Consider the following 13,750-nt stretch of genomic DNA (forward strand, 5'->3'; position numbering starts at 1 on the left):
GCGTTCCGACTGACTAAGCCTGTGCGCCGAAATTCGGATCGTTGCGGTCCGTGTTCTCGCCGCCTTTCTTCTCGCCCTTGACCAGGTCCTCGCGCTTGACGCCGAGCCACATCGCCAGCGCCGCGGCCACAAACACCGACGAGTAGATACCGAACAGGATACCGACCGTCAGCGCGAGCGCGAAGTAGTGCAGCGTGGGGCCGCCGAAGAAGAACATCGACAGCACCATCATTTCGGTCGAGCCGTGGGTGATGATGGTCCGCGAGATCGTGCTCGTGATCGCGTTGTCGATGATCTCGTGCGTGGTCATCTTGCGGTATTTGCGGAAGTTCTCGCGAATCCGGTCAAAGATCACCACCGACTCGTTCACCGAGTAGCCCAGCACCGCGAGAATCGCCGCCAGCACCGACAGCGAGAATTCCCACTGGAAGAGCGCGAAGAAGCCCAGGATGATCACCACGTCGTGCAGGTTCGCGATAATGCCCGCCACCGCGAACTTCCACTCGAAGCGGAACGACAGGTAGATCACGATGCCGATCACCACGCACAGCAGCGCCAGCAGGCCATCGGTGGCGAGCTCCTTGCCCACCTGCGGTCCGACGAACTCGACGCGTTGCAGCTTGACGTCCGGCGTGGCGGCCTGCAGCGAGGTCATGACCTGCTGGCTCTGCACCGCCGAGGTGACCGGCTTGCCCTGCGCGTCCTTCTGCAGCGGCAGGCGGATCATCACGTCGCGCGAGGTGCCGAAGTTCTGCACCTGCACGTCGGTGTAGCCGAGCTTGCCGACCTGACCGCGGATCTGCTCGAGGTTGGCCGCCTGCTGGTAGTTGACCTCCATCACGGTACCGCCCGTGAATTCGATCGACAGGTGCAGGCCCTTGTGCCAGAGGAAGAAGACGGCGACGGCGAACGTCAGGAAGGACACCACGTTGAAGACCAACGCGTGCTTCATGAACGGAATGTCGCGCTTGATGCGGAAAAATTCCATGATGTTTCCTCAGTGTCCGCCGCTTACTTCACGACGGGCGGCTTGGCGGCGGGCGCCTCGGTACCCGGCTTCCAGATCTGACCGATCGACACGCTCTGCAGCTTCTTCTTGCGGCCGTACCAGAGGTTCACGAGACCGCGGTTGAAGAAGACCGCCGAGAACATCGACGTGAGAATGCCCAGGCAGTGCACGACCGCGAAGCCCCGCACCGGGCCGGAGCCGAATGCAAGCAGTGCCAGGCCGGCGATCAGCGTGGTGACGTTCGAGTCGAGAATCGTGGCCCACGCGCGGTCGAAACCGATCGCGATGGCCATCTGCGGCGAAGCCCCTGCGCGCAGTTCCTCTCGGATCCGCTCGTTGATCAGCACGTTCGCATCGATTGCCATACCGAGCACCAGCGCAATAGCGGCAATGCCGGGCAGCGTCAGCGTGGCCTGCAGCATCGACAGCACCGCGATCAGCAGCAGCAGGTTGACGGCCAGCGCGGCTACCGAGAACACGCCGAACAGCATGTAGTACAGCACCATGAATACGGCCATCGCACTGAAGCCATAGGCCACCGAGTCGAAGCCCTTCTGGATGTTGTCGGCACCGAGCGACGGGCCGATCGTGCGTTCCTCGATGATGTCCATCGGCGCGGCCAGCGAACCGGCGCGCAGCAGCAGCGCGAGGTCGTTCGCGGCTTCGGTCGAGTACGAGCCGGTGATCTGGAAGCTCGAACCCAGTTCGGACTGGATCGTTGCCACCGTCAGCACTTCGCCCTTACCCTTTTCGAACAGCACGATGCCCATCGGCTTGCCGATGTTCTCGCGCGACACGTCGCGCAGCACGCGGCCACCCTGGGCGTCCAGCTTGATGTTGACCGACGGACGCTGGTTCTGGTCGAAGCCCGCCGACGCGCTTTCGATGCGGTCGCCGGTGAAGATCACCTGCTTGCGGAGGATGACCGGCGCGCCGTTACCCTGTGTGAACAGTTCGTCGCCGAACGGCACCGGGTCGCCCGCGCGCGGGTTGCGCGGCGCGTCCGGATCGGCCAGGCGCGCCTCGAGCGTTGCGGTACGGCCAATGATGTCCTTGGCCTTGGCGGTGTCCTGCACGCCAGGCAGCTGCACGACGATACGGTCCGAGCCTTGCTGCTGGATGACCGGCTCGGCCACGCCGAGTTCGTTCACGCGGTTGTGCAGCGTGGTGATGTTCTGCTTGACCGCGGCGTCCTGCACCGCGCGGCGCGCGGCATCCGTGAACGTGCCAACGATGTTCGTGCCATCGGTCGAGAACGCGAGCTCGCGCAGGTTGTCGGCCAGCAGCGTGCGCGCGCGATCGGAGTCGGCGGCGTTGCTGAAGCGCACGGTCAGCTTTTCGCCATCGCGCTCGATGCCGCCGTGGCGGATGTTCTTGTCGCGCAGCAGCGTGCGCGCATCGCCGGCCAGGCTGTCGAGCTTCTTGTCGACGGCGCCCTTCATGTCCACCTGCAGCAGGAAGTGCACGCCACCGCGCAGATCCAGACCCAGATACATCGGCAGCGCATGCAACGAAGTCAGCCATTGGGGCGAGCCCGACAGCAGGTTCAGCGCGACCACGTACGTCGGATCGTTGCCGTCCGGGTTCAGCGCGTGCGACAGCACATCCTTGGCCTTCAGCTGATCGTCGGTCGTGCGAAAGCGCGCCTTGATCGAGCCGGACTGGCCGGAGACGTCGAAGAACACGCCGTCAGGCTGAAGCTGGTTCTGCGCCAGCACGTCCTCCACGCGTTTCTGCGTCGCCAGGTCGACTTTGACCGTGGCCTTGCCCGAGGACACCTGGACCGCGGGGGCTTCACCGAAGAAATTCGGCAGCGTGTAGATGATGCCGATGGCGAGCGCCACCAGAATCACGATGTATTTCCAAAGCGGATAACGATTCATCTTTGGCCAGTCGTTGCGGCCGGGCCCGCCGGGTCGCCGCTGGAAGCGGCTCGGCGTGGCCGGACCGGTTGGCAAACAGCCGCCTGGCAGTCAGGGCGGGGCCTCGCGGACCCGTCTGGCTGGTACAGGCGGCTGCGGGGGCGTGCCTATGACATCGAGATGTCAGCGCACGCCGGATTGCGATTTGCCGGGGAAGACGCGTCGATCAGAGCGACTTCAGCGAACCCTTGGGCAGCACCGTGGTGACGGCGTTCTTCTGGACCGTGATCTCGGTACCTTCCGAGATTTCCAGCGTCACATACTGTTCGTTCACCTTGGTGACGCGGCCGAGGATGCCACCAGCCGTCACGACTTCGTCGTTCTTCGCCAGGGCTTCCAGCATCGCCTTGGACTCTTTCTGACGCTTCATTTGCGGGCGGATCATGATGAACCACAGCACTGCGAACATCAGGATGATCGGCAGGAAGCTCATAAGGCCACCTGCCGCACCGCCGACACTGGCGGTCTGGGCAAAAGCGTTCGAAATCAGCACGTTACTTCTCCGTCACAAATTACAATTCAGGGAATCGGGCATTCTATCACCCGGCCATGTCCCGCCAGTGCATTCTAGGGCGATTTGCGGGTTTGTTCGGGGGCGAATGTAGCAACCGATGCGGCGACCTCTCCTGCGACCCTCGGCCCCCTGGTGTCTCTACTGCGCGCCCCGTGCCCGATCTTCGGCAAAGCGGCGGCGGAATGGTTCAAAACGGTGAGCCTCGATGGCCTCGCGCATCTCGCGCATCAGCTCCAGGTAGTAGTAGAGATTGTGGATCGTGTTCAGCCGCGCGCCGAGGATTTCCCCGGTGCGGTGCAAGTGGTGCAGGTAGGCGCGCGAGAAGTTGCGGCAGGTGTAGCAGCCGCATTGCTCGTCCAGCGGGCGCGGGTCGGCGCGATGCACCGCGTTGCGGATCTTGACGTCGCCGAAGCGCGTGAACAGCCAGCCGTTGCGTGCGTTGCGGGTGGGCATCACGCAGTCGAACATATCGACGCCGGCCGCCACGCCCGCCACCAGATCCTCGGGTGTGCCCACGCCCATCAGGTAGTGGGGCTTGTTGGCGGGCAGGCGCGGGCCAACGTGCGCGAGCACGCGCATCATGTCCTCCTTGGGCTCGCCCACCGACAGGCCGCCGATGGCGTAGCCGTGGAAGTCGAGTTCGCTGAGGCCTGCCAGTGATTCGTCGCGCAGATCCTCGAACATGCCGCCCTGGACGATGCCGAACAGCGCATTGGGGTTGCCCCCCTGCTCGAACTCGTCACGCGAGCGCTTGCCCCAGCGCAGGCTCATGCGCATCGAGCGCGCGGCCTCCTCGTGCGTGGCGGGGCGGCCATCGATCTCGTACGGCGTGCACTCGTCGAACTGCATCACGATGTCCGAGTTCAGCGCGCGCTGGATCTGCATCGAGATCTCCGGCGACAGGAACAGCTTGTCGCCATTGATCGGCGAGGCGAACGTGACGCCGTCCTCGGTGATCTTGCGCAGCTCGCCGAGCGAGAACACCTGGAAGCCGCCGGAGTCGGTCAGAATCGGCTTGTCCCAGCCCATGAAGCGGTGCAGGCCGTCATGCGCGCCAACCACGTCGAGCCCCGGGCGCAGCCACAGGTGGAACGTGTTGCCGAGGACGATCTGCGCGCCGATCTCGTTGAGTTCGAGCGGCGACATCGCTTTGACCGAGCCGTAGGTGCCCACGGGCATGAAGATCGGCGTCTCGACGACGCCGTGGTTCAGGGTGACGCGGCCGCGCCGCGCGGCGCCGTCGGTCGTGATCAGTTCGAAGTTGAGCATGATATGTCTTACGAGATTCAGTTCCGGTCCTGACGGGTCAGCAGCATCGCGTCACCGTAGCTGAAGAAGCGGTAGCGTGCCTCCACCGCGTGACGATAGGCGGCGCGGATCGCCTCCACCCCGGCCAGCGCCGAGACCAGCATCAGCAGTGTCGACTTCGGCAGGTGGAAGTTGGTGATCAGCGCATCGATCAGGCGAAAGCGGTAGCCCGGCGTGATGAAGATGTCGGTATCGCCGCTGCCGGCCGCGAGCGCGCCGTCTTCGCCCGCGGCGGACTCGAGCGCGCGCAGCGAGGTGGTGCCCACCGCGATCACGCGGCCACCGTGCGCGCGGGTATCGCGCACGGCCTGGGCCAGTTCCTCGGAGATCGCATACCACTCCGAATGCATGTGATGCTCGGCGATGTTTTCGGTACGCACGGGCTGGAACGTGCCCGCGCCCACATGCAGCGTGAGGAACGCGCGGCGCACGCCGTGCGCGTCAAGCCGGGCGAACAGCGCGTCGTCGAAATGCAGCCCCGCGGTCGGCGCGGCCACCGCGCCGGGGTTGCGCGCGTAGACGGTCTGGTAACGCGACTCGTCGTAGGCATCCGGGTCGTGCGTGATGTACGGCGGCAGCGGCAGGCGCCCGTAACGTTCGATCAGGTCAAGCGCGGGCGCCGGAAAGCGCAGCGTGAAGAATTGATCCACGCGCGGCCCCACGGTGACCGAGAAGGCGCCGTCGGCCAGATGCAGCAAGCTGCCTTCGGGCGGGGTCTTGGACGCGCGCACCTGCGCCAGCACCGTGTCGGTGTCGAGCACGCGCTCCACCAGCACTTCGACCTTGCCGCCGCTGGGCTTGAGGCCGAAGAAGCGGGCCTTAATCACGCGCGTGTCGTTGAACACGAGCAGATCGTTCGGGCGCAGGTAATCGACGATGTCGCTGAACGCGCGATCGACCATCCGCACCGCCTCGGCAAGGTCTTCCGGGGCGGTGCGCTCGACCACAAGCAGCCGGCTGGCGCTACGGTCGGGCAGGGCGGACTGCGCGATCAGTTCGGGCGGCAGCGGGAAATCGAAGTCGGAAAGCGTCAGCGCGGACGTGGGCATGGCAGGCAAAACTACGGAATGAGGACGGAATGACGACGGAGTGCCGCGAGCGGCATGGGTACAATCGGCGGGTCCGACATTGTACATACCCCTCGAATTTACTTACCCTCGCACCCTCGATGCCAGCAGGTAACGCGACCGACGCCACCGAACCAACGCAGGAAGAGCGACCGAAGCCCAGGACCGCCAGCGCCAAGCCGTCCACGGCCGCCGCGCGCCTGGCCAAGCTCGGGCTGCGCCGCAGCGTGGACCTTGTGCTGCATCTGCCGATGCGCTACGAGGACGAGACCTCGATCCTGACGATTCGCGACGCCATCGCGCGCGCGGGCGCGGGCATGGCGGCGCAGGTGGAAGGGGACGTCATCTCCAACGAGGTCACGTTTCGGCCGCGCCGGCAGCTCGTGGTCAAGATTGCCGACGAGACCGGCGAACTCACGCTACGCTTCCTCAATTTCTACGGCAGCCAGACCACGCAGATGGCGGAAGGCGTACGGCTGCGCGTGCGCGGCGACGTGCGCGGGGGCTTCTTCGGCGCCGAGATGGTGCACCCGACCGTGCGGCCCGTGGCCGAGGGCGAGGGCCTGCCGGACCGGCTGACCCCGGTCTATCCCGCCACGGCCGGCATTTCGCAGGCCTATCTGCGCAAGGCCATCGGCGGGGCGCTGCAGCGCACACCCATGCCCGAGACGCTGCCGCAGCCGCTGCTGCGCGGCCCGCTGGCCAAGCTGCGGCTCACGCCGCTGGCCGACTGCCTGCGGCTGCTGCACAACCCGCCGCCGCAGGAGAGCGAGGCCGCGCTGGCGGATCGTTCGCACCCGGCCTGGCAGCGCATCAAGTTCGACGAGTTACTGGCCCAGCAGATTTCGCTGCGCCGCTCGCAGGCCGCGCGCCGCGAGAAGAGCGCGCCGTCGATGCCGCGCCGCGCCGACGGTTTGCTCAAGCGCTTTATCGCCGCCTTGCCGTTCGGGCTGACCGGCGCGCAGCAGCGCGTGGTCGAGGAAATCGCCGCAGATATGACGCTCCCGCATCCGATGCACCGGCTGTTGCAGGGCGATGTCGGCAGCGGCAAGACCGTGGTGGCGGCACTGGCCGCCTGTCAGGCGATCGACGCGGGGTATCAGGCCGCGTTGATGGCGCCCACGGAAATCCTCGCCGAACAGCACTACCGCAAGCTCTCGGCTTGGCTTGAACCGCTCGGCGTGCCGGTGGTCTGGCTCGCCGGCAGCCTCAAAGCGCGCGCGAAACGCGAGGCCGCGGCGCGCGTGGAATCGGGCGACGCGCAGCTCGTGATCGGTACCCACGCGCTGATCCAGGACACCGTGCGCTTTGCCCGGCTCGGGTTATCGGTCGTCGACGAGCAGCATCGCTTTGGCGTGGCACAGCGGCTCGCGCTGCGCGGCAAGGCTGAAGGGGAAAATGAAGGTGAAGGTACCGTCGCCGATGCACGCGTGCCGCACCAGCTCATGATGTCCGCCACGCCGATTCCGCGCACGCTGGCAATGACGTACTACGCCGACCTCGATGTCTCGGTGATCGACGAACTGCCGCCGGGCCGCACGCCGATCGTCACGCGGCTGGTCAACGACGCGCGTCGCGACGAAGTCATCGAGCGCGTGCATCATGCCGCGGCAGAGGGGCGTCAGGTCTACTGGGTCTGTCCGCTGATCGAGGAAAGCGAGGCGCTGCAGCTGCAGACCGCGGTGGAAACCTTTGAGACGCTGGTGGCCGCGCTGCCGGATCTGCGCGTGGGGCTGGTGCACGGCCGCCTGCCGCCGGCTGAAAAAGCCGCCGTGATGGACGATTTCACGGCAGGGCGGCTGCAGGTGCTGGTGGCCACCACCGTGATCGAGGTGGGCGTGGACGTGCCCAATGCCTCGCTGATGGTCATCGAACACGCCGAACGCTTTGGCCTGGCGCAGCTGCATCAATTGCGCGGCCGCGTCGGCCGGGGCACGGCGGAGTCGGTGTGCCTGCTGATGTACCAGGCACCGCTGTCGCCGACCGCGCGCGAACGGCTGGCGACCATGCGTGAAACCACGGACGGCTTCGAGATCGCGCGGCGCGACCTGCAGATCCGCGGCCCGGGCGAGTTCCTGGGCGCGCGCCAGTCAGGCGAGGCGATGCTGCGGTTTGCCGATCTGGAAACCGACGCGTGGCTCGTGGAGTACGCGCAGGAAGCCGCCGAGTTGATGCTGGCGCACTATCCGGAGGCGGTCGAGGCGCATCTGTTGCGCTGGCTCGGCGGCCGCGAACATTTCCTGAAAGCCTGATTTTGTGGCGCGCGAGGGACTTTCTCGCGCGGCTCTGACAGCGACGGCAATAGAAGCTAAAATCTATCGCCTAACCGAACCTGATAAGTCATGACGCTCACCGAACTCAAGTACATCGTCGCCGTTGCTCGCGAACGCCACTTTGGCCGCGCGGCGGAGGCGTGCTTCGTGTCGCAGCCGACGCTCTCGGTCGCCATCAAGAAGCTCGAGGACGAGCTGAACGTGCAGATTTTCGAGCGCGGCACCTCGGAAGTCTCGGTGACGGCCATCGGCGAGCAGATCGTGGCCCAGGCGCAGCGCGTGCTGGAGCAGACCATGGCCATCCGCGAGATCGCCAAGCAGGGGAAGGACCCGCTGGCGGGGCCGCTGCGGGTCGGGGTGATCTATACGATCGGCCCATATCTGCTGCCGTCGCTGGTCAAGCAGATGATCGAGACGGTTCCGCAGATGCCGCTGATGCTGCAGGAAAACTACACCAACAAGCTGATCGAGCTGCTCAAGCAGGGCGAGATCGACTGCGCGATCATGGCCGAACCGTTCCCCGATTCGGGCCTGACGGTGCGCCCGCTCTACGACGAGCCCTTCGTCGTGGCGGTGCCGCGCGGCCATGAACTGGCCCTGCAGAGCGCGGTGGACCCCGACGAACTCAAGCAACAGACCATGCTGCTGCTCGGCAGTGGCCATTGCTTCCGCGACCATGTGCTAAACGTCTGCCCGGAACTGTCGCGCTTCTCGCAGGCGGCGGATGGCATCCAGAAGACCTTCGAGGGCTCGTCGCTGGAAACCATCCGCCATATGGTCGCGAGCGGCGTGGGGATCACGGTGCTGCCGCGTACCTCGGTCCCCGACCTCAAGCCGCGCAACGATCTGCTGGCCTACGTGCCGTTCGCCGATCCGGTGCCGGACCGCCGTGTGGTACTGGCGTGGCGCAAGAGCTTCACGCGCCTGCCGGCCATGGAAGCGCTGGCCACCGCCGTGGCCGCGTGCGATCTCGCCGGTATCAGCCGGATCTCCGGCAGCTCGCTGCCGGAAGCCGTGGCTGCCTGAAGGCATAGTTAGCCGCTATTCGATAGTTAGAAACAAACAAATTCTGATTATCGATAGTGATGGGTACACTTCCCTCATCGTATTCAGGGAGTCCCATCATGGCCATGCTCGAAAATTTCATCGAAGACTACGCAACACTCCGTCACCAGGCCGATGCCGAGCCACGCGCACAGGAAGCGGCGCGTCTGCGCCACAAGCTCTGGCGCAAGGAAATCGGCATGGCTGTCGTCGCGCTGGGCGCGATGGCGATGTTCGTCGACGCCGCCCGTGCCTTCGCGACAGTCGTGGGGTAGTAGTACCCGGGGATAGTGGTGCCTGTGCAACATCCGGTGCGATAATGGCTCAACCCCTCGCGGGTAATTTCCTCGTGGCATGACTCGCATTACCGGAACGGAGCTGACCTACCATGGCAAAGAAGAACGAGATGAGCGTGAACATCGGTATTACCGACAAGGACCGCAAGAAGATTGCTGAAGGCCTGTCGAAGCTGCTCGCGGACACGTACACGCTTTACCTCAAGACCCACAATTTTCACTGGAACGTGACGGGTCCGATGTTCAACACGCTGCATCTGATGTTCGAGACGCAGTACACCGAACTGGCGCTGGCCGTTGATGCGATCGCCGAACGGATTCGCGCGCTCGGTTACCCCGCACCGGGTACGTACAAGGAGTACGCCAAGCTGTCCTCGATTCCCGAGGAAGAAGGCGTGCCCGAGGCCACCGATATGATTCGCAAGCTGGTCGAAGGCCAGGAAGCCGTGGTACGCACCGCGCGCTCGCTGTTCCCGGTGATCGACGCCGCTGGCGACGAGCCGTCGGCGGACCTGCTTACGCAACGCATGCAGACGCACGAGAAGACCGCGTGGATGCTGCGCGCGATGCTGGCCTAATCTCGCTGGCCTGACCTGCACGCGCTACTCGGGCGCGGTGTCATGAAACGCGCCCCGGCTTACAATGCCGGGGCGCGTTTTTTGTTTCCGCCTTCGAGAATCACATGTCCCAGCCCGCCGCCGCCCCCCATCAGCCCAGCCGCCTGGCGCTCTATGCCCGGCTGATCCGCATCGACAAGCCCATCGGCACGCTTCTGCTGCTGTGGCCGACGCTGTGGGCGCTGTGGATGGCCTCGGATGGCGTGCCCGACATGGGCATCTTCGCGATCTTCTTTATCGGCACGTTCCTGATGCGCTCGGCGGGCTGCGCAATGAACGACTGGGCCGATCGCGACTTCGACAAACACGTCAAGCGCACGAAGGAACGTCCACTGACGGCCGGTTATATCGCGGGATGGGAAGCGCTGGCGATTGCCGCGGCCCTTGCGCTCGTGGCGTTCGCGCTGATCCAGCCGCTCAACGCGCTGACCAAATGGCTGTCGGTGATCGCGGTGGTGCTGGCCGGCAGCTATCCGTTCTTCAAGCGTTTCTTCGCGATTCCGCAGGCGTACCTTGGCATTGCGTTTGGGTTTGGCATGCCGATGGCGTATGCGGCCGTACAAGGTTCGGTGCCGCCGGTGGCGTGGGTGATGCTCGCCGCCAATGCGTTCTGGTCGGTGGCTTACGACACCGCCTATGCGATGGTCGATCGCGACGATGACCTGCTGATCGGCATCAAGACGTCGGCCATCACGTTCGGCCGCTTCGACGTGGCGGCGATCATGTTCTGCTACGCCGTGTTCCTGGTCACGATGGCGTGGGTCGGCGTGCAGCTGTCACTGGGCTGGCCGTACCAGCTTGGCGTGGTGGCCGCGGTCGGCTGCGCGATCTATCACTACACGCTGATCCGTGGGCGTGATCGCATGCAGTGCATGACCGCGTTCCGCCATAACAACTGGCTCGGTGCCTGCCTTTTCGCCGGCACCGCGCTAGCTTATTTACTGAAATAAGCCCTGAAATAACGCGGTTTATTCCTTCCCGCGTCGTTTATTCGTTACCGAATTCAGCGCCCCCGAATTCCGCTCCCATTTCCTTGCCACGCGCGGCAGCCGCGTGCATCGCGCGCACGAACGCGTCGGCGATGCCGCCCGCATCCATCGTCGTCAGCGCCGCGTAGGTGGTGCCACCCTTCGACGTCACGCGCTCGCGCAGCGTGGCCACCGGATCAGTGGACTGGTCCGCGAGCGTCGCGGCGCCGCGGAAAGTTTCCACCGCCAGCTTGCGACCCTGTTCCGCAGTGAGGCCCAACTCCGTGGCCGCGCGTTCCATCGCTTCGATGAAATAGAACACATACGCCGGTCCGCTGCCCGAGATCGCCGTCACGGCATCGATCTGGTCGTCACCTTCGACCCACACGCACTGGCCCACGGCCTCGGACACCGCGGTCGCGATCGCGCGGTCCTGCGCGGACAGCCCCGCCACCGCGGCCAGACCGGTCATGCCCATGCCCGCGAGCGCCGGAGTATTCGGCATCGCGCGCACCAGCCGCGCATGGCCGCCGAACCAGCGCTGCATGTCCTGCAGGCGGATGCCCGCCGCCACGCTGATCACGAGACCGCCACCGCCTGGACGCGCGGCCATCTGCGGCGCCAGTTGCGCCGCGGCTTCGCGGAACTGCTGCGGCTTGATCGCCAGCACCAGCACGTCGCTGCCACCGAAGGCCGCGTCGGGTGCTTCCAGCGTCTGCACGCCAAACACGCGCGCCAGCCGCTCGCGCGCTTCGGCAAACGGATCGACCACGCGGATCGACGCGGCCGGCACGCCGCGTGCGATCAGTCCGCCGATCAGCGCGGACGCCATGTTGCCGCCACCGAGGAAGCCGAAAGTAAGGGTATCGAGCATGTTGTCTGGTCCGGAAGAAATGTGTCGGGGGTTCTGTGTCAGTCCTTCGGCGCGCGCGCGCCGAAGATGGCGGTGCCGATGCGCACCATTGTGGCGCCTTCGGCGATGGCCGCGTCCATATCGCCGGACATGCCCATCGAGAGTGTGTCCACGTCGAGCCCGGCCTCGCGCAGCGTGGCCAGCAGCGCGCGCATGGCCGCGAACGGGCGGCGTTGTGCAACCGGGTCGTCGTCGGCCTCGGGGATCGCCATCAGCCCGCGCAGCCGTAGCCGCGGTAGCGCGGCGATGTCCCGCGCGAGCGCCAGCACCTCGCCGGGCGCCACGCCGCTCTTGCTGTCCTCACCGCTGATATTCACCTGCAGGCAGACCTGCAGCGGCGGCAGGCCGTCGGGGCGCTGGTCGGACAGCCGCTGCGCGATCTTGAGCCGGTCGATCGCATGCACCCAATCGAATTGCTCGGCCACCGGGCGCGTCTTGTTACTTTGCAAAGGCCCAATGAAATGCCACTGCAATTTTTTGCGTAACTCCCCCAGCGCGCCGATCTTGTCGATCCCCTCCTGCACGTAGTTCTCGCCAAAGGCGGTCTGGCCGGCCTCGAACGCGGCCCGCACGGCGATGGGGGAAACGGTCTTGGAAACGGCCAGCAGCATGACCGAAGAAGGGTCTCTGCCAGCCTGTTGTGTGGCCGCCGCGATGCGTTTTGTCACGGCTTGCAAGTTGGCGGCGATTACAGACATAATCCGGCGAACATACCAAAGTAGTACACAACAACAAGTAGTAATTTTTGGGTGGGGTCATTATAGATGGACATCGCGCAGCTATTGGCTTTCGCCGTCAAGAACAAGGCGTCCGATCTCCACCTCTCGGCAGACATGCCGCCGATGGTGCGTATTCACGGCGATATGCGCCGTATCAACGTTGCGTCAATGGGGCACAAGGATGTCCACGCCATGGTGTACGACATCATGAGCGACTCGCAACGCAAGTCCTATGAAGAACGGCTCGAGATCGACTTCTCGTTCGAGATCGGCGGTCTCTCGCGTTTCCGCGTCAACGCGTACAACACGCAGCGCGGCGCGGCGGCGGTCTTCCGTACCATTCCCTCGAAGGTGCTCACGCTCGACGACCTGCACACGCCCGCGGTGTTCGCGGACCTGTGCATGAAGCCGCGCGGCCTCGTGCTCGTGACCGGGCCGACCGGCTCGGGCAAATCGACCACGCTCGCGGCGATGGTCGATCACCGCAACGACAACGACATGGGCCACATCCTCACGGTTGAGGACCCGATCGAATTCGTGCACACCTCGAAGAAGAGCCTGATCAACCAGCGCGAACTCGGTCCGCATACGCACTCGTTCGCCAACGCGTTGCGCTCCGCGCTGCGTGAAGATCCGGACGTGGTGCTGGTCGGCGAATTGCGCGACCTTGAAACCATTCGCCTGGCGCTGACCGCGGCGGAAACGGGCCACCTGGTCTTTGCCACGCTGCACACGAGTTCGGCCGCCAAGACCATCGACCGGGTCGTGGATGTGTTTCCGCCCGAAGAGAAGGACATGGTTCGCACGATGTTGTCGGAATCGCTCGAGGCCGTGATCTCGCAGACGCTGCTGAAGACACGCGACGGCAATGGCCGTACTGCCGCGCACGAGATCATGATCGCGACGCCCGCGATTCGCCACCTGATTCGCGAGAACAAGATCGCGCAGATGTATTCGATGATGCAGACCAGCAGCGGCATGGGCATGCAGACGCTCGACCAGTGCCTGTCGGACCTGATCAAGCGCGGCATGATCAACTACAACGACGCGCGGGCGATTGCCAAGAATCCCGACGCCTTCATGGGCTGAGGAGCGCAACG

General features: G+C 65.1%; 13 protein-coding genes. 6 read left to right on the top strand and 7 right to left on the bottom strand.

The window, feature by feature from the left end; genetic code table 11:
- Positions 1 to 13: 13 nt before the first annotated feature.
- From secF to queA, 5 genes are all read right to left on the bottom strand, one after another.
- Positions 14 to 988: a protein translocase subunit SecF gene (gene secF / locus LDO41_RS20805; RefSeq protein WP_223991652.1), complete on the bottom strand. Its 975-nt coding sequence runs from the start codon at positions 986 to 988 to the stop codon at positions 14 to 16.
- Positions 989 to 1,011: 23 nt separating this feature from the next.
- Positions 1,012 to 2,892, bottom strand: coding sequence for a protein translocase subunit SecD (gene secD / locus LDO41_RS20810; protein ID WP_223991654.1), 1,881 nt, complete (start codon positions 2,890 to 2,892; stop codon positions 1,012 to 1,014).
- A 205-nt stretch (positions 2,893 to 3,097) separates the two neighbouring features.
- Complete coding sequence (gene yajC, locus LDO41_RS20815) at positions 3,098 to 3,424, bottom strand: preprotein translocase subunit YajC (RefSeq protein ID WP_223991656.1); 327 nt, start codon at positions 3,422 to 3,424, stop codon at positions 3,098 to 3,100.
- Positions 3,425 to 3,583: 159 nt separating this feature from the next.
- Positions 3,584 to 4,714, bottom strand: a complete 1,131-nt coding sequence (gene tgt / locus LDO41_RS20820) for a tRNA guanosine(34) transglycosylase Tgt (protein WP_223991657.1) — start codon at positions 4,712 to 4,714, stop codon at positions 3,584 to 3,586.
- Between the two features lie 17 nt (positions 4,715 to 4,731).
- Positions 4,732 to 5,802 (bottom strand): tRNA preQ1(34) S-adenosylmethionine ribosyltransferase-isomerase QueA, encoded by a 1,071-nt coding sequence (queA, locus tag LDO41_RS20825; RefSeq protein WP_223991658.1) that lies wholly within the window; start codon positions 5,800 to 5,802, stop codon positions 4,732 to 4,734.
- A gap of 119 nt (positions 5,803 to 5,921) precedes the next feature.
- Here queA and recG point away from each other — a divergent pair, with 119 nt between their 5' ends.
- The 5 genes from recG (at position 5,922) to ubiA (ending at position 11,000) form a co-directional block, all read left to right on the top strand.
- On the top strand, positions 5,922 to 8,072 hold the full coding sequence (recG, locus tag LDO41_RS20830; RefSeq protein WP_223991659.1) for an ATP-dependent DNA helicase RecG: 2,151 nt from the start codon (positions 5,922 to 5,924) through the stop codon (positions 8,070 to 8,072).
- 90 nt (positions 8,073 to 8,162) lie between these two features.
- The gene (locus LDO41_RS20835; protein ID WP_223991660.1) at positions 8,163 to 9,119 is read left to right on the top strand and encodes a LysR substrate-binding domain-containing protein; all 957 of its coding nucleotides are present in this window, start codon (positions 8,163 to 8,165) and stop codon (positions 9,117 to 9,119) included.
- A 98-nt stretch (positions 9,120 to 9,217) separates the two neighbouring features.
- The gene (locus LDO41_RS20840; RefSeq protein ID WP_223991661.1) at positions 9,218 to 9,412 is read left to right on the top strand and encodes a hypothetical protein; all 195 of its coding nucleotides are present in this window, start codon (positions 9,218 to 9,220) and stop codon (positions 9,410 to 9,412) included.
- A gap of 113 nt (positions 9,413 to 9,525) precedes the next feature.
- A complete protein-coding gene (locus tag LDO41_RS20845) occupies positions 9,526 to 10,011 on the top strand; it encodes a Dps family protein (protein ID WP_223991662.1) in 486 nt (161 codons plus the stop codon).
- A gap of 104 nt (positions 10,012 to 10,115) precedes the next feature.
- Positions 10,116 to 11,000 (top strand): 4-hydroxybenzoate octaprenyltransferase, encoded by an 885-nt coding sequence (gene ubiA / locus LDO41_RS20850; RefSeq protein ID WP_223991663.1) that lies wholly within the window; start codon positions 10,116 to 10,118, stop codon positions 10,998 to 11,000.
- A gap of 37 nt (positions 11,001 to 11,037) precedes the next feature.
- On the opposite strand, the gene proC is transcribed toward ubiA, so the two are convergent.
- Positions 11,038 to 11,892, bottom strand: a complete 855-nt coding sequence (proC, locus tag LDO41_RS20855) for a pyrroline-5-carboxylate reductase (protein ID WP_223991665.1) — start codon at positions 11,890 to 11,892, stop codon at positions 11,038 to 11,040.
- 38 nt (positions 11,893 to 11,930) lie between these two features.
- A complete protein-coding gene (locus LDO41_RS20860; protein ID WP_223991667.1) occupies positions 11,931 to 12,629 on the bottom strand; it encodes a YggS family pyridoxal phosphate-dependent enzyme in 699 nt (232 codons plus the stop codon).
- A gap of 66 nt (positions 12,630 to 12,695) precedes the next feature.
- On the opposite strand from LDO41_RS20860, the gene LDO41_RS20865 reads away from it, so the two are divergent.
- The gene (locus LDO41_RS20865) at positions 12,696 to 13,739 is read left to right on the top strand and encodes a type IV pilus twitching motility protein PilT (RefSeq protein ID WP_223991669.1); all 1,044 of its coding nucleotides are present in this window, start codon (positions 12,696 to 12,698) and stop codon (positions 13,737 to 13,739) included.
- Positions 13,740 to 13,750: the final 11 nt, after the last annotated feature.

It is taken from the genome of Cupriavidus pampae (assembly GCF_914271485.1).
In the GTDB taxonomy this organism is placed as follows: Bacteria; Pseudomonadota; Gammaproteobacteria; order Burkholderiales; family Burkholderiaceae; genus Cupriavidus; species Cupriavidus pampae.

What these genes read in the sequence shown, in the direction of transcription:
- recG (WP_223991659.1), top strand. Translation starts at nt 5,922, where the DNA reads ATGCCAGCAGGTAACGCGACCGACGCCACCGAACCAACGCAGGAAGAG.
- secF (WP_223991652.1), bottom strand. Translation starts at nt 988, where the DNA reads ATGGAATTTTTCCGCATCAAGCGCGACATTCCGTTCATGAAGCACGCG.
- secD (WP_223991654.1), bottom strand. Translation starts at nt 2,892, where the DNA reads ATGAATCGTTATCCGCTTTGGAAATACATCGTGATTCTGGTGGCGCTC.
- proC (WP_223991665.1), bottom strand. Translation starts at nt 11,892, where the DNA reads ATGCTCGATACCCTTACTTTCGGCTTCCTCGGTGGCGGCAACATGGCG.
- LDO41_RS20860 (WP_223991667.1), bottom strand. Translation starts at nt 12,629, where the DNA reads ATGTCTGTAATCGCCGCCAACTTGCAAGCCGTGACAAAACGCATCGCG.
- LDO41_RS20845 (WP_223991662.1), top strand. Translation starts at nt 9,526, where the DNA reads ATGGCAAAGAAGAACGAGATGAGCGTGAACATCGGTATTACCGACAAG.
- tgt (WP_223991657.1), bottom strand. Translation starts at nt 4,714, where the DNA reads ATGCTCAACTTCGAACTGATCACGACCGACGGCGCCGCGCGGCGCGGC.
- LDO41_RS20835 (WP_223991660.1), top strand. Translation starts at nt 8,163, where the DNA reads ATGACGCTCACCGAACTCAAGTACATCGTCGCCGTTGCTCGCGAACGC.
- queA (WP_223991658.1), bottom strand. Translation starts at nt 5,802, where the DNA reads ATGCCCACGTCCGCGCTGACGCTTTCCGACTTCGATTTCCCGCTGCCG.
- ubiA (WP_223991663.1), top strand. Translation starts at nt 10,116, where the DNA reads ATGTCCCAGCCCGCCGCCGCCCCCCATCAGCCCAGCCGCCTGGCGCTC.
- LDO41_RS20865 (WP_223991669.1), top strand. Translation starts at nt 12,696, where the DNA reads ATGGACATCGCGCAGCTATTGGCTTTCGCCGTCAAGAACAAGGCGTCC.
- LDO41_RS20840 (WP_223991661.1), top strand. Translation starts at nt 9,218, where the DNA reads ATGGCCATGCTCGAAAATTTCATCGAAGACTACGCAACACTCCGTCAC.